The organism is Arthrobacter sp. NPDC056691 (genome assembly GCF_042791415.1).
In the GTDB taxonomy this organism is placed as follows: domain Bacteria; phylum Actinomycetota; class Actinomycetes; order Actinomycetales; family Micrococcaceae; genus Arthrobacter.
Genome location: NZ_JBHTXX010000009.1, coordinates 1 through 18644 on the forward strand (window position 1 = coordinate 1; position 18644 = coordinate 18644).

Below are 18644 nucleotides of genomic sequence, written 5' to 3' on the forward strand. Positions count from 1 at the left end.
CCCCTGGGCTTTTTGTGTCGGTCCCCTATTACCCCCCCGTCCCCCCGCCGCCCCCCAACCTATTAAGAAAAAGGTGCGGGGCCGCCGTGGTCTAGTCCAGATGGGCCCACGCTGCCGAGGGGCCCAATCGAGCTTGCGAGATCGGGGAGGCAGTGGGGACTAGGCCAGGCGGGCCTTCAGGCCGTCGAGCTCCTTCTGGAGCGCGGCGGGCAGCGAATCGCCGAAGTTGGCGAACCATTCCTCGATGGATGCCAGCTCGGTCTTCCACTCGTCGGGGTCGACGCGCACTGCGTCCTCAACCTGCGCCGGGGTCATGTCGAGTCCGTCGAGGTCGATGGCGTCGCCGGTCGGGACGAAGCCGATGGGCGTTTCCACGGCGTCGGCCTTACCTTCGAGCCGCTCGATGGCCCACTTCAGGACCCGGGCGTTGTCGCCGAAGCCCGGCCAGGCGAAGCCGCCCTCAGCCGTGCGGCGGAACCAGTTCACCAGGAAGATCTTGGGCAGGCGCTCCGGGTTGGCCTTGGCGGACAGGTTCACCCAGTGGTTCAGGTAGTCGCCTGCGTCGTAGCCGATGAACGGGAGCATGGCCATGGGGTCGCGGCGGACAACGCCGACGGCACCGGCCGCAGCAGCGGTGGTCTCGGACGACAGGGTGGAGCCCATGAAGATGCCGTTGGTCCAGTCGCGGGCCTCGGTGACCAGCGGGATGGTGGTCTTGCGGCGGCCACCAAAGAGGATCGCGGACAGTTCCACGCCGTTCGGGCTGTGGTACTCCTCGGCCAGCATGTCGATCTGGTCGATCGGAGTGCAGAAGCGCGAGTTCGGGTGGGCTGCCGGCTTGCCGGACTCGGGCGTCCAGGAGTTGCCCTGCCAGTCGGTCAGGTGCGCCGGGGTTTCCTCCGTCATGCCCTCCCACCAGACGCCGCCGTCGTCGGTCAGTGCAACGTTGGTGAAGATGCTGTTGCCCTTGGCGATGGCGCGCATGGCGTTCGGGTTGGTGCCCCAGCCGGTGCCCGGGGCGACGCCGAACAGGCCCGCTTCCGGGTTGACGGCGCGGAGCTCGCCTTCCTTGCCGAACCGCATCCAGGTGATGTCGTCGCCGAGGGTCTCGACCTTCCAGCCCTTGATGGTGGGATCGAGGAGGGCGAGGTTGGTCTTGCCGCAGGCGGACGGGAAGGCTGCCGAGACGTAGTACGTCTTCCTTTCCGGCGACGTCAGTTTGAGGATCAGCATGTGCTCGGCCAGCCAGCCCTCATCGTGCGCCATGACGGAGGCGATGCGCAGGGCGTAGCACTTCTTGCCCAGCAGCGCGTTTCCGCCGTAGCCGGAGCCGAAGGACCAGATGGAGCGCTCCTCGGGGAAGTGCACGATCCACTTGTCCGGGTTGCAGGGCCACGGGACGTCTGCCTGGCCGGGCTCCAGCGGAGCGCCCAGGGAGTGCAGGGCCGGGACGAAGAAGGCGTTGGTTTCGGTGATCCGGTTCAGGACGTCCGTGCCGATGCGGGCCATGATGCGCATGGAGGCAACCACGTAGGCGGAGTCGGTGATCTCGACGCCGAACTTGGGGTCCTCAGCATCGAGGTGGCCCATGACGAACGGGATGACGTACATGGTGCGGCCGCGCATGGAGCCGGAGAACAGCCCGCGCAGCTTCTCCTTCATCTCCGCCGGGGCCATCCAGTTGTTGGTGAAGCCTGCGTCGTGCTCCTTCTCCGAGCAGATGAAGGTCTGCTCTTCAACACGGGCCACGTCGGCAGGATCCGAGAAGGCTGCGAAGGAGTTGGGGAACAGGTCCTGGTTCAACCGCTTCAGGGTGCCGGCCGCGACGAGTTCGTCGGTAAGGCGGGTGTTTTCTTCCTCGGAGCCGTCGACCCAGTGAATCCGGTCCGGCTGGGTCAGCCCAGCGACCTCTTCAACCCAGGCCAGCAGACCGGCATGGGTGGTGGGTGCTTTCTCAAGCAGCGGCAGTCGCGCCAGGTGGGCCATTGCAGTTCCCTTCTTCGGGTCAGTGGTGTGTGCTAAATGCTAGGTCTGATGATCTGGACCAATTCGCGGTCAGACATCGGATGTCCTGCCCGCCGGGAGGCAATTTCCGCGGAAATTCAAGGAATTTGGATTTAGAAAACTCGAAATTAGTGACGAAGGTCACATAGACCGGTCTAGTTGTGTAAATTACATGGTCCTCGATTTGGAACTGCGGCTGTCCTCGCGTAAAGTTATTCGAGGTTCGGGGCGAGCGAAAAGCTCGAAAGGAACCGGAAGATGCGCCCATAGCTCAGCTGGATAGAGCGTCTGTCTACGGAACAGAAGGTCAGGGGTTCGAATCCCTTTGGGCGCACAGAGAGAAGGTCCGCACCGGGAAACCGGTGCGGACCTTCTGCGTTAACGCGGACCCCCTGCCCGAAGCCAGGGCAAACGCCCGGCCAAGGCAGGCGGGTATTCCCGCAGTTCAGGACCGACGCGGTTTAGAACATAAGTTCCTATGCACCAACAGCCTCCTCTATCCGCCGCCGGAAGCCGTCGAAGTGGTGGGTCAGCTCGCGGGCGGCCCGCCCCTTGTCCCCGGCAGCGACAGCCGAAAAAATGTTCCGGTGCAGCGCCGCGATCGCGGGCAGGTCCTCCACCCCGGGGCCAACCTCCGTATAGATCTTGCGGTAGACCTTCCAGAAGACGCCCAGCAGGTTGAGCAGGAGCTCGTTGTTAAGGGGTTCAAAAAGCCTGCGGTGGAATTCGGCGTCGGCTTCGACGAAGGGCTCCCCTGCCGCGGCGCTCAGCTCCATGCGGATGACGGACTCCTCGACGGCAGCCAGCTGGTCTGCGGTCATCTCATCCATCGCACTGCCGATGAGGCCCGCCTCCAGCGCCTGCCGGACGTCCACGAGCTGCCGCGCCTCCAGGCCGTGGTGCCGCAGGGACAGGCGGCCCCGGAAGATCAGCCCGTCCGCGAGGGACTCGAAATTGCTGGGCGCCACGAACATCCCGAACCCGTGGCGGATCTCAATGACCCCCAGCGCCTGCAGGACCTTCAGCGACTCCCGCAGGGTATTCCGGCCCACACCGAGGGCGAGGCACAGCTCATTTTCGGTGGGAAGGGCGTCTCCGGGCTCCAGTTCACGGTCCAGGATCAGTTCCATGATGTCCGACTGCAGGGCACGCAGGCGGGCCTGGGCGCTGAAGCGGGCCGGCGGAACCACGTTGGAGGGCTGCATGGAGGGCTCCTTTTGCACTGTCCGTACTTTTCCTCACCGTAGCGGATGTCCCACGTCCCCGGACAGGCGGGTCCATTGTTACGGCACCGCCTGCCGAAATCCGTGGCAATGGCGGGCGTAGGCTGTTGCCATGCCACGTCTTGTTGAACGGGAATTCGATGTCATTGTGATCGGCGCCGGCGCGGCAGGGGAAAATGCCGCGGACCGGGTGGTGCAGGGAGGCCTGACGGCAGTCCTGGTGGAGGCCGAACTGGTGGGCGGCGAATGCTCCTACTGGGCCTGCATGCCATCCAAGGCGCTGCTGCGCCCGGGCACCGCGCTCCACGGAGCCCAGGCAGTTCCCGGTGCCAGCGAAGCCGTGACCCGAACACTCGATGCGGCCGCGGTCCTCAAGCGGCGCGACTCCTTCACCTCCCATTGGCAGGATGGCAGCCAGGTGGAGTGGGTGGAGGGTGCAGGCATCGAGCTCATCCGCGGCCGGGCACGGATCACCGGCGAACGGACTGTTAAAGTGGCCGGGCTGGACGGCGACGATTACGCACTCACGGCCCGCCACGCCGTCGTACTTGCCAACGGTTCCACGCCCAACCAGCCGCCCGTTGACGGGCTGGCCGGGGTTGAGTACTGGGGCACGCGGGAGGCGACCTCGGCGAAGGAGATCCCCGAGCGGCTTGGCGTGCTGGGCGGCGGCGTCGCCGGCACGGAGCTTGCCCAGGCCTTTGCCCGTCTCGGATCCACGGTGACGCTGGTGGCCCGCAGCGGGCTGCTGCGCAGCTTCCCGGCCGAGGCCGCGGAACTGGTCGCCGCCGGCCTGCGGGCCGACGGCGTGGAGCTCCGGCTCGACACCAAGACCCGCAGCGTCCACAGGAATTCCGACGGTACCCTGACGCTCACGCTCGACGGCGGCAAACCCGACGGCGGCAAACCCGACGGCGGCAAACCCGACGGCGGCGACACCGTCACCGTGGACAAGCTGCTCGTGTCGACCGGCCGGAGGCCCGCGCTCGACGGAATCGGTCTGGAAAACGTGGGGCTGACCGCCAGCGACGGCAAACCCCTGACCGTCAGCACCGACTCAACCGGCGTGGTGGCCGGAGCGTCAGGCAACGACGGCGGTCCCTGGCTGTATGCGGTGGGCGACGCCGCGGGCAAGGCCCTGCTCACCCACCAGGGCAAGTACGAAGCACGGGCCACCGGCGCCGCCATTGCGGCCCGGGCAAAAGGCGAACTTCGCGGGGAACCCGAACCGTGGAGCCGGTACGCGCAGACTGCGGACGAACACGCCATTCCCAACGTGGTGTTCACCGACCCCGAGCTGGCCAACGTCGGCAGGTCCCTGCAGCAGGCCCGCAAGGATGGCTACAACGCGTCCTCGGTGGAGCTGCCCATCGCCGTGGCGGGTTCCTCCCTGCACGCCCGGAACTACGAGGGCTGGGCGCAGCTCGTGGTGGATGAGGACCGCAAGGTGCTCCTCGGCGCCACGTTCGCCGGACCCGACGTCGCCGAACTCCTGCACGCCGCGACGATCGCCGTCGTCGGGGAGGTTCCGCTGGACCGGCTGTGGCACGCTGTGCCTTCGTATCCGACCATCAGCGAGGTCTGGCTGCGGCTGCTGGAGAAGTACGGCCTCTAATTTTTATTTGAACTGACTAGTCAGTTCAGTTAGCCTTGATGCAGATAACTTCTGCGAAAGGCTCCCTTTGCTCTGCGCACGACAGCTCAGCGTGAAAGGCCGGCGGCTCGACCTCCTGCCGCCGGCTTCACTCCAGGTGGCCCGCGGCGAACTGCTGCTGGTGACCGGCGACCGACAGGATCAGCGGACGGCGCTCGCGCTTGTCCTCAGTGGCCGGATGAAGCCCGACGGCGGCACTGCCAGCTGGGACGGCACGGCAGGGATCAGGCCGCTGCGGCGTTCAAGCGCCCTGGTGGACTCCCCCGGCGTCAACGAACCCGAACAGCACCTGAGCGTCGCGGACCTGGTGACCGAGGATCTGGCCCTGATTCCACGCCGTTACCGCGGCGCCCTCCTGAGCAAGCCGTGGCTGAAGGTCAACCGCTTCGAGGATGTCGCCGGCATGTGGACGGAGCAGCTCCCGCCGGCTCGCCGCACCGAGCTCCTCACAGCCCTGGCCCTCGCCAACCCCGCCACGGACCTCCTCGTCGTGGACTCCCCCGACCGGCACGGCGCCGACCCTGCCGGCTGGCTGCCGCGGCTCAGCGAACTGGCGTACGACGGCGGCCGGCCCCTCGCCGTCGTCGCAACCGTTACTGCCCTCCCGGATAGCTGGACCGGACCGTCCGCGGCAATCGGCAACGCCGCCAGCCGTCCTTCCCCGGGGAGTTTTCGTCCAGATAATGGCTCCAAAACACCCCCGAGGTCCGATTATGTGGACAAAAACTCCGGCGTTACGGGTGAGTCCGGCGTGACGGGTGGGGTGGCCAAGTGACTGTCCTGCGACTGGCGCGCTCCGAACTCAAGCGCATGACCGGCGGGCTGCTGCCCAAGCTGACCATCCTGGCCCTCACCCTGGTGCCGCTGCTCTACGGCGCGGTGTACCTCTACGCGAACTGGAATCCATACGGAAACCTCGACCGGATCGACGCTGCACTCGTGGTGGAGGACGCCGGGGCGGCCACCGGTGACGGGACGCGGCTGCAGGCCGGGCAGAAGGTGGCGGACAGCCTCCTCGAAGGCCACGTGTTCAACTGGCAGACGGTCCAGTCCACGGCAGAGGCGGACCAGGGCGTCAGCGACGGAAAGTACGCGTTCGCGCTCAAGATCCCCAAGGACTTCTCCGCCAACCTCGCCTCGCCCGGCAGCTTCGATTCGGCGACCCAGGCCATGCTAAACGTCACCACCAACGACGCCAACAACTACCTGCTGAGCACCATCGTGGACAAGCTGACCACGGCCGTGCACGCGTCCGTGGCCAAGGAGGTCGGGGCGGAGACGGCCAACCAACTCCTCACCGGGTTCGGCACCATCCACACGCAGATGGTCAAGGCGGCCGGCGGCGCCGCCCAGCTGGCCGACGGCGTCACCCGGCTGCACGACGGTGCGGTCACCCTCCATGCGGGAACCGGGAAGCTGGCAACCGGAGCCGCCGACCTGTACAACGGCCAGGCCAGGCTGCGTGACGGCGCCAACGGGCTGTCGGCCGGCGCCGCGCAGCTGAGCGGCGGGCTGGCAGAGCTGCGGGACAGGACCGCCGGGCTTCCGGCGGACTCGCAGCGCCTCGCTGCCGGTGCCGCGCAGGTGGCGGCAGGAAACGCGGCGCTGAACACCAAGGTGCAGGACGCCGTCGGTCAGCTCGACGCTGCTGAAAGCGGCCTCCGCGGCCGGCTGCTGGAGTCCAACAACAGGCTGGTGGCCGCCGGTGTACTGACCCGGGAACAGGCGGACAAGGTGCTCGCGGACGTTGATTCCGCTGCCGCGTCCGGCCCGGTCACCGAGGCCAAGGCGAAGATCCAGGCAGACGCCGCGCAGATCAGGCAGCTTTCCGACGGATCAGCGGCGGTCAGCGCCGGCGCGGCGCGTTTGGCCGCCGCCGCACCGGCACTGACCGGCGGCATCTCGACGGCGTCTGCCGGCGCAGACCGGCTGGCAGCCGGCGCCTCGACACTGGCTTCGGGAGAGCAGACAGCGGTGGACGGTTCCGCCGCCCTGTCGGCGGGTGCCCAAACGCTCGACGGCGGTGCGGCGCAACTGGAGAGCGGAGCGGGCACCGCCGCAGCCGGCGCCGGAAAACTGGCTGACGGGCTGTCGCAGGGCGCCGGCAAGGTCCCCCACCCCGACGACTCGCAGAAAAGCAGCCTCTCGGCCGTAATGTCCGACCCCGTGTCCGTCAGCAACGTCTCGCAGGCGAAGGCCGGCTCCTACGGCGCAGGACTCGCTCCCTTCTTCATGACCCTGGCCCTGTGGATCGGCATCTTCATGCTGGTCCAGGCCATGCGGCCCATCACCCAGCGCGCCCTGGCCTCCAACGCGCCGGCCTGGAAGATCGCCGTCGGGGGGTGGCTTCCGTTCCTGGCGGTGTCCGCGGTCCAGGCGAGCCTGCTTACCGTCGTCGTCAACGTGGGGCTGGGGCTGCATCCTGCCCACCCGTGGCTGATGTGGCTGTTCCTGCTGGCTGCCGCCATGGCGTTCAGCGCCATCATCCAGGGCGTGGTGGCGCTGCTCGGCTCGCCGGGAAAGCTGGCAGTGCTCATCCTGCTGGTGCTGCAGCTCGTCTCCTCGGGGGGCACCTTCCCCTGGCAGACCACGCCGGAGCCGCTGCACGCCGTCCACCGGGTGCTGCCCATGGGGTACGTGGTGGATGGCATGCGCCACCTGGTCTACGGCGCGGACCTGTCCCTGGTCCCGGGCACCGTGGCGGGGCTGTTTGGCTACACTTTGCTGGGGATGGCCCTTTCAACGCTGGCCGTCCGCAAGAACAAGTTCTGGACCCTTAAGACCCTGAAACCGGAGATCGCTGTATGAGCACGTTGGAGGCGGACCAGGGAGCTGCACCGAGGAAGCTCCGCCCCGGCCGGACCAACGCCACGAAGCAGAAGCTGTTCGAGGCATCCATGGACCTGATCGGGGAGCGCGGCGCGTCAGGCGTGACCGTGGACGAGATCGCCGCCGCGGCAGGCGTGTCCAAGGGGACCGTCTACTACAACTTCGGCAGCAAGTCCGACCTGATAGCCCAGTTGCTGCGGCACGGCGTGGACATCCTCGAGGCCAGGCTGCTCAGCGTGACGGGCGGGACGGCGGACCCGCTGGCCGGCATCGAGGCGATGATCGGCCAGGCCATGGACTTCATGGCCGAGTATCCGTCCTTCGCCAGGCTGTGGGTGGGTGAGCAATGGCGCACCCCGAGCGAGTGGCAGGACACCTTCGCCGAGCTGCGGGGCCGGCTGCTGCAGGTGATCGGCGCGGCAATCGCAAGCGTTGCTGCGCAGTACCCGGTGGACGCCACCATTTCCCGGGGAAGCCTGGAAGCGGCAGTGTTCGGGGCCTGCTTTGTGGTGGGGCTGGACCGTCAGACGTACAACCCCGAACGGAGCCGTGACCAAAGCGTTGCAGCCATCATGACAATCATGCGCGGCTACGTGCTGAAGGGGCCCGGTCCTCAGGGATGATTAGTCCCATGGGCCACATGGGTAACAGCGGAAAGACAGCGATCGGCGCGTTTGCCGCAGCGGCAGGCCTGCTCGTGCTGACCGCCTACACGCTGGAGGAAGCCGCGCTGGTGGCATTCCTCGGCGCCGTTGCGGTGGGGTATGTGGCGTCCGTGGCCGAAGCCTTTGCCCGGCGCCGATACTTTGCCCTGCTAGCGGGCGGGGCCGGAACCAGCCTGTTTATCGGCTGCAGCATCGCCTTCCTGCGCATGTGGGGGCTGGCGTTCAACCAAAGTCCGGCAGCCCTGGGCCAGGCCGTGACCACCCGGGATTCGGACATCTACTTCTATCTGGCCGCGGCCTCGGGATGTCTGACGCTGCTGGTGCTCTTTTGCGCAGCCGTCTGGCCCTCCCGACGGCGGCTGCGGCGGGCGGGCCCCGCTTCCTCTGCCAGGCCCGCCGGCACGTCCAGGTCCCGGACCACCAACCCGGCCAGCGCCACCAGAAGGCCGGCTTCCGCGTCCACCACCCGGGCGGCCCAGGCACCGGCCCGCCCCGCGGCGAGACTCCCGGCGGGTGCCAGGCAGCCGGCACAGCGCACCCCGAACCAGCAAGCTGCAACTCGGCAGACGGCGCCCCAGCGGACGCCGCCTCCGAAGGTGGCAGCGCCGCGTGGGGCAGGGACTGGGACGGCAACCGGCAGGGCTCCGCGCCGCTGAAGCAGCCGTACAAGCCTGCCCTGACGGGGGGCTCAGGTGCGCCCGGCCGGACAGCACTTCATGGCCGCAAACGAGCCGCTAGTGTGAACTCGGATTCCAGAACTGCACTGCCTCTTGTCCGGTTGTCCTGCGGCCGGCTTCGGCAGCGCGCTGCTCCGCTTCGAAGTCGATAGTGCGGCCGAGGATGAGGTAGGCGATGGCGGAAGCCGCCAAGCCAGCGAACAGGGCAAGGTCTGCTCCCCCAAGGGCCTGGGCCACAGGGCCGACGTACCAGGCAGTGACGGCAAAGGGTGCCATCGCGACGATGCCGATCAGGTAGGCGGTCATCCCGCGCCAGGCCCAGGTGCCGTAAATTCCGCGGGGCGTGAAGATCTCCCCGATGGCATAGTGTCCGCGGCGCACGAAGTAGTAGTCGACGAGATTGACGGAGGTCCAGGGCACGAGCACATACAGCAGGATCACCAGGAAACTGCCGAAGTTGGCAAGGAAGTCACCGGTGCTCAGGAGTGAGCCGATAAAGGCCGCCAGGGCGATGATGGTGCACCCGAGGATGCGCAGGGCCCGCGTGGGCCGGACCGGCCTGACCGAATCGGCGATAGTAATGAGTTCCATTGCCGCGGCGTAGATGTTAATGGTGATGACGCTGACCAGTCCGGGGAGCGCTGCAATCAGCAGCCAGAACCCCGCGCCGGGAAGAATCTGGTCCGCGGCGTCGCGGACACCTTCAAGCGGCGATGCCCCGTGGAAAACGGCGGCAACGAATGCACCAAGCGCCATCAGCCACACCGCTCCGACGAAGACCCCTCCGTAGGTGTAGAACAGCGTCCTGCCCGGCTTTGTCTCCGGGGGAAGGTACCGGGAATAGTCCGAGACATAGGGCGCCCAGCCCAGGGCATAGGCTGCTGCAGCCCCGAATTGCAGGAGGAACGGCACCCAGTCGAATCCCGCGAGGGAGAACTGGGCCGGGTCGAGCGGCAGGAAAACGAGCGTGGCCGCTGTAAAGACGCCGAATGTCAGGAGAAAGACCAGGGTCAGCCATTTCTGCGTGTTGTGGATCCAGTGATAGCCGAAAATGGCGAGCACGAGCGCGAGACCGCTGATGATGAAGTACCACAGGGGGTTCGCATCGACACCGGTGGTCATGGTCAGTACCTGTGCTGCCAGCATCTGGTTGAACATGTTGAATCCGACGAGGCTGAAGACCACGATGGCGCAAATTACGGCGACGCCACGGAACCCGAACTGGGCCCGCGACTGGATCATCTGTGGCAGCCCGAGCTGGGGGCCCTGGGCTGAATGGAACGCCGTAAACACAGTTCCGACCGCAACGCCGAGGCAGATTGCCAGCAGCGAGGTCAGGAAAGATGCACCCAGCGCTGCCCCGAGCATGCCCGTCGCCAGAGTGGTCACGTTGGCGTTGGACATGAACCAGAGCGGGAACAGGCTCCAGGACTTGCCCCGGCGCTCGGTCAGGGGTACCCAGTCAATGGAACGGGATTCGACAAGTTCCGGCTGTCCCGCCGACTGCGAAACATCCATGGCGGATTGGCTCATGGTTCTCCTCAAATGTGGTCAGATACGCGAGGCGCCGCATCCATGGGACTTTCCGGACGCCGGTAAAACCCCGGTTTCACGAGACTAGGAACGATCATGGCATCGCACAAGACGATATAAACCTTTGGACAGCATAGGAACTCCCTATGGGCTACGGCGATTGGGCCGATTTCATCACCATCTCGGTCGCCAACCGCACCAATTCGGCAGTGGCGGGCGAGAGTGCGGCGTCCTCGCGGACCACCACGGCGATGGTGTCGTACAGGGGATCAGCAAAGGGGACGGTGGACACCCCCTGCGGGAAGATGTCGCTCACCGAAACGGCGCGTGAAATGAGGGTTTCGCCCACACCGCGGGCCACAAGCCGCAGGGCGGACTCCACGTTCTCGACCTCGATCATCGGCTCCAGCCTTATTCCTGCCAGCTGGGCGCGTTCCGCCAACTGGCGCCGGGTCGGATCCTGCCAGCCGTAGTGGGCGTCGTAGAGAATAAGCGGAGCTTCCCTGATCGCCTCCACGGTTATGGGCTGCCGCACGCGCTCGGGGTCGGAACTGGCCCATAGCACCTCGTCGCGCAGCAGCGGCGTGACGGCGAGGCCGTCGTCGTTGACGGGAAGCACCACAAGCCCTGCCTCGAGTTCGCCCGACCGCACGGCGTCGGCCACTTCGACGGAATTCTGGCCCACCAGCCGGGTGCGCACCCCGGGCCGCTCGGCATGAAACCGTACCGCCAGATCGGAAAGAAAATAGTAGGACGCGTTCCGCAGCACCCCCATGGAGGCCACCCCTCCGCTGAGCCCGCGCAGCGCACTCAGCGACTGCTCCGCGCCATCGGCTCCTTCCACTGCGCGCCGCGCCCAGGGCAGCAGTTCCTGCCCGGCCGACGTGAGCACGAGCCGGCGGCCGCCGCGCACGAACAACTGCAGGCCGCAAACGGCTTCGAGCTTGCGCACGAGTTCGGAAATTGTCGGTTGCGTGGTGCCCAGTTCGAGCGCCGCAGCCGTAAACGATCCCAGGGCCGCTGCCATCAGGAAAGCGCGAAGCTGTGTCAGTGTCATAGGAACAAGCTATACCTTTGATAGGTTTCATAGCTCTTGTGCGGTATTACGGCACATGCCTAGGATCACTGCATGCTTTTTACCCCAGCAGTCCTCAAAAACCTCCATGGCTCCTACCGCCACCTCAAAGAGCCGGCAGTGGACGCGCCTGCAGCGCAGCGCGATCCTGCCGTCATCACCACCGTCTCGGAAATGCTCGGCGAGATCGAAGCAGGAGGCATTGACGCCGTCCTGCGTTACTCAAAAAAACTTGACGGCTGGGACGGCGGCGACATCGAACTGCCCGCCGCCCGGATCGCCTCCAGCGGGGACCGCCTCCCGGCGGACCTGCGTGCAGCAATCGAGCTGGGGGCCGCGCGCACCCAGGCATTTGCCCGAGTGCAGCGGGAGCACCTCCGGGACTTCGATACCGAACTCATACCCGGGCTCCGCGCCGGGGTACGGTACATTCCCGTCTCGCGCGTCGGGGCCTACCTGCCTGCCGGGCGTTTCCCGCTGACGGCCAGCGCCTTCATGACGGTGGGGGTGGCCAAGGCGGCAGGGGTTCCGGCCGTCACGGCCTGCACTCCCCCGCAGCCGGGCGGCTTCGCCAACGATGCCGTGGTCTACGCCGCACACCTGTCCGGCGTCGACCGTCTCTTTGTCCTCGGCGGCGTTCAGGCGCTGGCCGCGATGGCCTTCGGGCTGCTCGGCGATCTACCCGTGGACATGCTGGTGGGGGCCGGCAACGCCTACGTCGCGGAAGCCAAGCGCCAGTTGTTCGGTACGGCTGCCATCGACCTGCTCGCCGGCCCCTCAGAAGTCGCGGTGATCGCTGACGAGAGCGCGGACGCCGAACTGGTCGCGGCCGACCTCCTCGGCCAGGCCGAACACGGGCCCAACTCCCCCGCCGCCCTCGTCACGACATCCGGGGAACTCGGCCTGGAGGTCATCGCGGCGGTGGAGCGCCAGCTTGCGACACTCGAAACCGCGCCGATCGCCGGCGCCGCCTGGCGCGACTACGGATCGGTGACATTGGCATCCAGCCGTGAGGTCGCAGTGACGCTGATGGATGACCTGGCACCGGAACACCTGGAGATCCTGACCGCCGACAATGACTACTATCACGCGGCCCTCCGCAACTACGGATCGCTCTTCATCGGCGAATGGAGCACGGTGGCCTACTCCGACAAGGGAATGGCCGGAACCAACCACGTGCTGCCGACGGCCGGCGGTGCGAAGCACTCTGCCGGGCTGTCGGTATCCCGGTTCCTTAAGCCGCTCACCTATCAGCGCGTCGCCCGCGAAGCTACATCTGAGCTTGCCACGGCCGTTGCCGTCATTTCGGAGTCCGAAGGCATGGCGGCACACCGCGCCACCGCAACAATGCGGCTCGAACGGGCCGGCGAGCTGGTGACCGGACAAACCCCGCCCGCGCTCGCGTAATGGCTGCCGAACCCCGGGACCAGACAACGCCACCTGCTGCCACAGCGCCAGGTGAACGCCGCGTGGCTGTGCGGGCCCACGAACTGGCACCGCGCATAGGCGACCTCGCAGCAAACCTCCGCATGATCGCGGACGCGATCCAGGCTGCGGTAAAAGACGGCGTGCAGCTACTCGTCCTGCCGGAACTGGCCACCAGCGGTTACTACCTCCGGCCCGACGAGGCTGGGCGATGCGCCCTCGCCTCCGACGATCCCGTCTTCGGGGAGTGGGCGTCGCTGCTCGATCCGGGCATGGTGCTGGTCCTGGGATTCTGCGAACGCGGCGAGCATTCCCTCTTCAACAGCGCCGCCATCATGACACGCGCCGGTGTCATATCCGTGTACCGAAAGACACATCTCTGGGATGAGGAACAGTCGCTCTTCGAGGCGGGCAGCGCGCCGCCGCCGGTCGTGCCGACCCCGCTCGGGCCGCTCGGGGTGCTGATCTGCTACGATCTCGAGTTTCCGGAAATGCCCCGGTCGCTGGCCCTCGGCGGGGCCGAGATCATCGCAGTTCCCACGAACTGGCCTTTGGTGCCGCGGCCAGCCGGCGAACATGCCCCGGAAGTGGTCCAAGCCATGGCGGCGGCGAGAGCATCATGCGTGGCCATCGTCTGTTGTGACCGTGCCGGCACGGAGCGCGGCCATACCTGGACCCAGGGCACGTCAGCGATCGGCTGCGACGGATGGCCCGCCGGCGTGAGTGACGCTGCGGGCCGGCTGGATACGGTCATCACCGTGCCAGCCGGACGCACCCGCATCGGACCGCGCAACGATACCCTCAGCGACCGGCGCCCGGCCCTATATTCGTCACGGCTACGGGCTGACCCCCACGGCTAGGGACGCATGTTCCGGGGAAGCCGCCGGCTACCGGAAGATGTTGTACGGCTGCCAGCCCGGTCCGACAGGCCGGAGACCCGTGAACTGGCTGTTGCCCAGGCTGTAATACACGAGGCGCCCGTCGGTGGTCTTGGCGGTGAGTCCGCGCGTCCCCGGCCCCTGGAACCCGAATGATGCGTGGGACTGGGCCAGCGCATTCCAGCCGGTCCCGACCCGGCGGCGGGCTTCCGCAACAAACTTTCCGGCGCCGTCGGACCTGTACAGCAGGAGTTCGCCGGACGCCCTGGTGACCAGCAGGTCCTGGCGGCGGTCGTTGTCGAAGTCGGCCATGGTCAGTTTCATGCCCTGGAATCCTTGCCCGAGCCGCAGCCGCGCGCCGAGCGCACCGCCCGTGGCGTTCGGGTAGAAGAACATGGCGCCGTCCGCTGCCGTGCCCACCACGCCCGGATACCGCTGGCCGCTGTGCCATTTCCCCACGGTGATGTTCATGGACTGCCACCCGGCGCTGCCCACGCGGACGGGGCTGAGGAACCCGCCGGAGAGCTTGCCGCGGTACACGGAGAGCGTCCCGGTCTTCCACTGGGCCACGATGTCGTTCACGCCGTCGGCATTCCAGTCAGCGACGAAGCCGGCCTTAAGGCCGGACCAGCCCGGCCCGATCCGCACGCGGGTGCCGAAGCCGCCCCGGCCGTTGGCCGGGTAGGACCACAGCACGCCACTGGAATCGGCGGCTAGCACGTCGGCCCCGCTCCTGACGGTGGGGCGGGCGGAAAAGTACTGTTCCATGGTGGCGATGCCGCGGCTCTTCATGTCGGTGGCCAGCGGAACGCCGACGAACCTCAGGTGCCAGGGTTCGTACGTGTAGCCGGTGATGCCGGAGTAACCCTGCGGGTAGCGCACGATGAAACCGTAGCGGTGGGCGTTCGCCGCCACCCAGCGCCCGCCCGGAGTGGTCCCGAAGCAGTCCGTCAGCCCACAGGCGCCGCCCGCATTGCCGACGTCCGCCGCCAGCCCGGTCTGGTGCTCGCTGTAGCCCGGCCGCGCCGAAATCTGGTCGGCGTAGGCCTGCCCGTACATTTGCACGTACGAGCTGTACAGGGCGCTCTGGGAGGCATAGGACCGGTAACCGCTGATGACTTCCAGGGAGTAGCCGGCAGCACGCGCCCCGGCGAACAGCTGGCCCAGGGCGCCCGTGACCTGGTGCCGCAGCAGATGGCCGGTGCCGTTCCAGCTGACAAGGTCCGACGGCGCGAACTGGCGTGGATTCAGCGGACGTGACTTGTTGACCAGGACCCATGCATTGCCGGGGTTCGAAACAACCTGCGTGGACAGCGGCTCACCGGACGGTGCCGCGGCTGCCTGCTGCGCCCCGGCGCAGAGCATCAGGAGAACGACGACGGCGGCAGCGCACCGCCGGGCACCGGCCCGGCACCGGGCGGTTACAGAATTCAGCATGGCGGCCCTTCCCCATTAGACGACGCTGGGGACAAGCCTACTCGTCCGCGCTAGTGTGGGCGCGGGACCTTGAAGTGCGTGAGCCTGGCGTCCTGGCCGTCCAGCTCGGCCCAGGGCTTGTCCGTCTCCAGCACGGTCAGGCCGCTGGTGGGAAAGCGTGTGGCGGCATCCATGTAGGCGTCGTGGTTGGAATCCCGTGAGGCCAGGTGCATGGCCAGGTCCTGCACGCCGGGCATGTGGGAAATCACCATCAGGGTGGTCACGGTGTCCGGCACGTGGTTGATGACCGCAAGCATGCGCAGCGCGGAGGCGCCGTACAGCCCGTCCTCAAGTTTCGGCGTCGGGGCCTTCTCGCCGAGTTCACTGCAAACCCATGTACATGTCTGCCGTGTCCGCAGGGCACTGGAGCACAGGATGAAGTCCGGGACGATGTTGTGCTTGAGCAGCCATTTACCGGCAAGCGGAGCCTCGCGGTGGCCCCGTTCCTCCAGGGGACGCTCGTGGTCAGCCACCCCGCCGGGCCAGTCAGCCTTGGCATGGCGCATAAGGACCAACCGCTTCTTATGGTGCGCACTCATGGCCCAAGCCTAACGCCAGCCGCCTGGGCCGTTCGGGCGGAGGAGGCTAGATCGAGTACTCCGGAGCGGCCCAGACAACAACCTCCGGGTGCTCGTAGAAACGGTAGCCCTGGCCGCGGACCGTGCGCACAGTGTTGGCAAGGCGTCCCAGCTTGGAGCGGAGGCGGCGGATGTGGACGTCGATGGTGCGCTCGTTCGGCACCTCTTCGGCGTTGCGCCACAGGCCCTCGAGCAGTTCGTCGCGGCCCACGGTGCGGGTGCCGTTCTCCACGAGGTAGTTGAGCAGTTCGAATTCCTTGAACGTCAGGTTCAGGGACTCGCCGTCGAGGTGCACCTCGCGGCGGGCGAGATCGATCAGGACACCGGAGGGACGGGGATCCTGGGCTGGCTGGACGCGGGCAGTCTCGGTGCGCTGCCGGGCGTTGACGGTGGGGTCACCGAAAGTGGAACGGACGACGTCGAGCGCCGAGCCAGGCGCGCTGGCCGGCGCCACAGCGACGGCGGCGTAGCTTTCGGCGCCGGTAACCAGGGACTGGGCGTAGGCCCGGATCTCCTGGGCAAGCTTGGCGATCGAGGTGCCGGCGGCGGCCGCGGTCTCCTCGTCAATGCCCATGTACAGGACGAACCCGCGGGCGACGTTGTCGTTGGGAACCGGGCGGACCGGCGCGGTGGCGGCCGGGGCCACAAGAGGCGTGGGCGCGGTCAGCGGTGCGGCTTCCTCCGCCTGCACGGCGCGCAACTGGCCGTAGGAGTTCGGGTTGTAGCCCTGGGGCGCGTAACCCGGGGCGGCGGGAATGCTGTTGGCCGGGCCTGCCGGGCCGAAAGCGGGGCGGGCGCCGAATCCCTGGCGCAGTCCCTGCGCCTGGCCAGCCTTGTTGGCGTTACGGACTGAGATGTGGACGTATCCGGATGCAACGGTCATGTTTGCTTACCTCAAATGTGAATGGCCGTCATCGCGGCTCGAATGCTTGGTTCCCCGCAATGATTCTGGGGAGGGGCGCCCTACGCTGGGCTGGGGGCGAATGCCTAAAAACTTCGTGGGGTGGTGAAAGTTAGGCGTGCATTCGACAACAGCGCATGTCGGCAGCAGCGGGTGTGCTGGGCCAATATTCTGCGGCTGCAGGTGCTGTTGAGTTCTTGTTCACATTTGAAAGTGTGCAACGTAACAATGAAAACTTGCAAGTAACAATGGACGGAACCGTCCGCATGCTGAGACAAACGGCCGGTTTGTGCGACAAATCACAGTTTTGAAAGCCGCCGATTTTTTGATCCTTTTTCCTGAACGGACGGTCGGAAAGCTGCTTCTACGGAATCTTCTTCGATTTTTCCGTAAATTCGCGCTGAATATTCAATGACATCTGAATTGCTGGAAACCCGCAGCGGCGATAAGCCGATTGTCCAGCTATGACGTAGCCCGGGCGAAGTTTTTTTGCCCACGCGCGGGTTTGGGGTCGTGGTCAAATCCGCCAGAACGACGGCAGCAGCGCCCGGTTCACCTGGGCGCTGCGCCTTCCCGTCAGTCAGCTCGACTGGCTTGATCCGCTGGTTCCGCCCGACTGCGTCGCGGTCCCGCTCACTTGAACGCTCTCCGCCGGAAACGCCGAGCCATCCTTGCCGGCAACAATCCGCACAGTGGCTCCGGAGACGATGTCGGCCACTGTGAGGCCGCCGGTTGCTGACTGCTGGCGCCTCTGCAACATATTGCTCACCACCGTGTCGTCACTGAGTGTGTAGGTCCGCGTGAACCCGTCGGCACTCTTTACTGTCACCGCACCAGAGGAAACGGTGGAAACGGTACCGAGCTGCGCTACCTTCGAGACGTACTCCCCGTTCTCCTCGACGACGTACTCCGAATGAACCGCCGCAGAGACGCCGCTGCCCATGCCGCCGAGGCCGTTGGGCGCGAAGTCGCCGCCCGGCGCCTGCATGCCGCCCGGGCCGCCCATCGACCCGCCATCCTGGGGCAGGCCGCCCTGGGCACCGCCCTGGCTCAACCCGCCCTGTGTTCCGCCCTGCGCCAAACCGCCCTGCGGGCCGGCGGCCGTTCCGCCGGCAGCGGCCGCGTTGCTGCCCAGGCCGTACACGGTGGCTCCTGCGCCGGCGGCCAGAACCGTCGCCGCACCGGCCACGACCAGCCCGCGCTTCATGGTCCACGGCTTGCCGCTGGCAGCCGGTCCGCCGGATTTTCCGGCCGACGGCGGCCCTCCCCAGCCCGCGCCCGCGGTGCCGTCGGCCGGAGGCTGGGCCCCACCGGCACCCCAGCCAGGGTACGGGGCCGGAGAGTTCGGTCCCTGGGCATCTGCGGCCTGGGAGGAAGGGGTTTGGGTGTTCGGATCGCCGCCCGGGGCGGGAGAGTTCGACACGACGGCGTGCGGTGCGGCATGGAAAGCGGCACCGCCGGAGGAGAACGTGCCGAGGGACGTCACCGGTTCAGTTGCGGGTTCCGCGGGTCGGGCGCCGGCTGAATGGGGGTCGTCCGGATTGTCGTCCGCTGCGTAAGCGGAAGGTGCCGGACCGGCGTTCGCGGGGGCCGGCGTCGGCGTTCCCCCGCCAAAGCCCCAGCCGGCGGAATGCCCGTCCGGCTGCGGCGCCGGGGGCAGGGGCGTGGTTTCCGGAACAGGTGAATGCTGCTGTCCGCTCATTGTTATCTCCTTAGGGGTGCGGAA

General features: G+C 67.0%; 15 protein-coding genes and 1 tRNA gene. 8 read left to right on the top strand and 8 right to left on the bottom strand.

Features of this window, described 5'->3' with window-relative positions:
• Positions 1–159: 159 nt before the first annotated feature.
• Positions 160–1986 carry a phosphoenolpyruvate carboxykinase (GTP) gene (locus ACFRAU_RS09580; RefSeq protein WP_377999729.1) on the bottom strand — a complete coding sequence of 609 codons (1827 nt, stop codon included), beginning with the start codon at positions 1984–1986 and terminating at the stop codon, positions 160–162.
• Positions 1987–2264: 278 nt separating this feature from the next.
• Here ACFRAU_RS09580 and ACFRAU_RS09585 point away from each other — a divergent pair.
• A tRNA-Arg gene (locus ACFRAU_RS09585) sits at positions 2265–2338 on the top strand.
• A 142-nt stretch (positions 2339–2480) separates the two neighbouring features.
• Here ACFRAU_RS09585 and ACFRAU_RS09590 read toward each other — a convergent pair.
• Positions 2481–3209, bottom strand: a complete 729-nt coding sequence (locus ACFRAU_RS09590) for a FadR/GntR family transcriptional regulator (protein WP_377994573.1) — start codon at positions 3207–3209, stop codon at positions 2481–2483.
• Positions 3210–3339: 130 nt separating this feature from the next.
• On the opposite strand from ACFRAU_RS09590, the gene ACFRAU_RS09595 reads away from it, so the two are divergent.
• The 5 genes from ACFRAU_RS09595 (at position 3340) to ACFRAU_RS09615 (ending at position 9031) form a co-directional block, all read left to right on the top strand.
• Positions 3340–4842: a dihydrolipoyl dehydrogenase family protein gene (locus tag ACFRAU_RS09595; RefSeq protein WP_377999730.1), complete on the top strand. Its 1503-nt coding sequence runs from the start codon at positions 3340–3342 to the stop codon at positions 4840–4842.
• A gap of 67 nt (positions 4843–4909) precedes the next feature.
• Complete coding sequence (locus ACFRAU_RS09600) at positions 4910–5656, top strand: ABC transporter ATP-binding protein (protein WP_377999731.1); 747 nt, start codon at positions 4910–4912, stop codon at positions 5654–5656.
• Positions 5653–7689, top strand: coding sequence for a YhgE/Pip family protein (locus ACFRAU_RS09605; protein WP_377999732.1), 2037 nt, complete (start codon positions 5653–5655; stop codon positions 7687–7689). Before ACFRAU_RS09600 ends, ACFRAU_RS09605 begins: the two co-directional genes overlap by 4 nt.
• The gene (locus ACFRAU_RS09610) at positions 7686–8333 is read left to right on the top strand and encodes a TetR/AcrR family transcriptional regulator (RefSeq protein ID WP_377999733.1); all 648 of its coding nucleotides are present in this window, start codon (positions 7686–7688) and stop codon (positions 8331–8333) included. Before ACFRAU_RS09605 ends, ACFRAU_RS09610 begins: the two co-directional genes overlap by 4 nt.
• Before the next feature lie 8 nt (positions 8334–8341).
• Complete coding sequence (locus ACFRAU_RS09615) at positions 8342–9031, top strand: hypothetical protein (protein WP_377999734.1); 690 nt, start codon at positions 8342–8344, stop codon at positions 9029–9031.
• Positions 9032–9109: 78 nt separating this feature from the next.
• Here ACFRAU_RS09615 and ACFRAU_RS09620 read toward each other — a convergent pair whose 3' ends face one another.
• Entirely contained in the window at positions 9110–10585 is a 1476-nt protein-coding gene (locus ACFRAU_RS09620; protein WP_377994565.1) for a purine-cytosine permease family protein, read from the bottom strand.
• 151 nt (positions 10586–10736) lie between these two features.
• The gene (locus ACFRAU_RS09625; RefSeq protein ID WP_377999735.1) at positions 10737–11642 is read right to left on the bottom strand and encodes a LysR family transcriptional regulator; all 906 of its coding nucleotides are present in this window, start codon (positions 11640–11642) and stop codon (positions 10737–10739) included.
• A 72-nt stretch (positions 11643–11714) separates the two neighbouring features.
• Here ACFRAU_RS09625 and hisD point away from each other — a divergent pair, with 72 nt between their 5' ends.
• Together hisD and ACFRAU_RS09635 are read left to right on the top strand one after the other, a co-directional pair.
• A complete protein-coding gene (gene hisD, locus ACFRAU_RS09630) occupies positions 11715–13067 on the top strand; it encodes a histidinol dehydrogenase (RefSeq protein WP_377999736.1) in 1353 nt (450 codons plus the stop codon).
• A 62-nt stretch (positions 13068–13129) separates the two neighbouring features.
• Positions 13130–13945: a nitrilase-related carbon-nitrogen hydrolase gene (locus ACFRAU_RS09635; protein ID WP_377999737.1), complete on the top strand. Its 816-nt coding sequence runs from the start codon at positions 13130–13132 to the stop codon at positions 13943–13945.
• Positions 13946–13972: 27 nt separating this feature from the next.
• Here ACFRAU_RS09635 and ACFRAU_RS09640 read toward each other — a convergent pair whose 3' ends face one another.
• The 4 genes from ACFRAU_RS09640 to ACFRAU_RS09655 all read right to left on the bottom strand — a co-directional run bounded on the left by ACFRAU_RS09640 (position 13973) and on the right by ACFRAU_RS09655 (position 18620).
• A complete protein-coding gene (locus ACFRAU_RS09640) occupies positions 13973–15400 on the bottom strand; it encodes a D-alanyl-D-alanine carboxypeptidase family protein (protein WP_377999738.1) in 1428 nt (475 codons plus the stop codon).
• Positions 15401–15450: 50 nt separating this feature from the next.
• A complete protein-coding gene (locus ACFRAU_RS09645) occupies positions 15451–15978 on the bottom strand; it encodes a SixA phosphatase family protein (RefSeq protein ID WP_377994560.1) in 528 nt (175 codons plus the stop codon).
• A gap of 46 nt (positions 15979–16024) precedes the next feature.
• Positions 16025–16900: a winged helix-turn-helix domain-containing protein gene (locus ACFRAU_RS09650; protein WP_377999739.1), complete on the bottom strand. Its 876-nt coding sequence runs from the start codon at positions 16898–16900 to the stop codon at positions 16025–16027.
• 598 nt (positions 16901–17498) lie between these two features.
• On the bottom strand, positions 17499–18620 hold the full coding sequence (locus tag ACFRAU_RS09655) for a hypothetical protein (RefSeq protein ID WP_377999740.1): 1122 nt from the start codon (positions 18618–18620) through the stop codon (positions 17499–17501).
• Between the last annotated feature and the right edge of the window lie 24 nt (positions 18621–18644).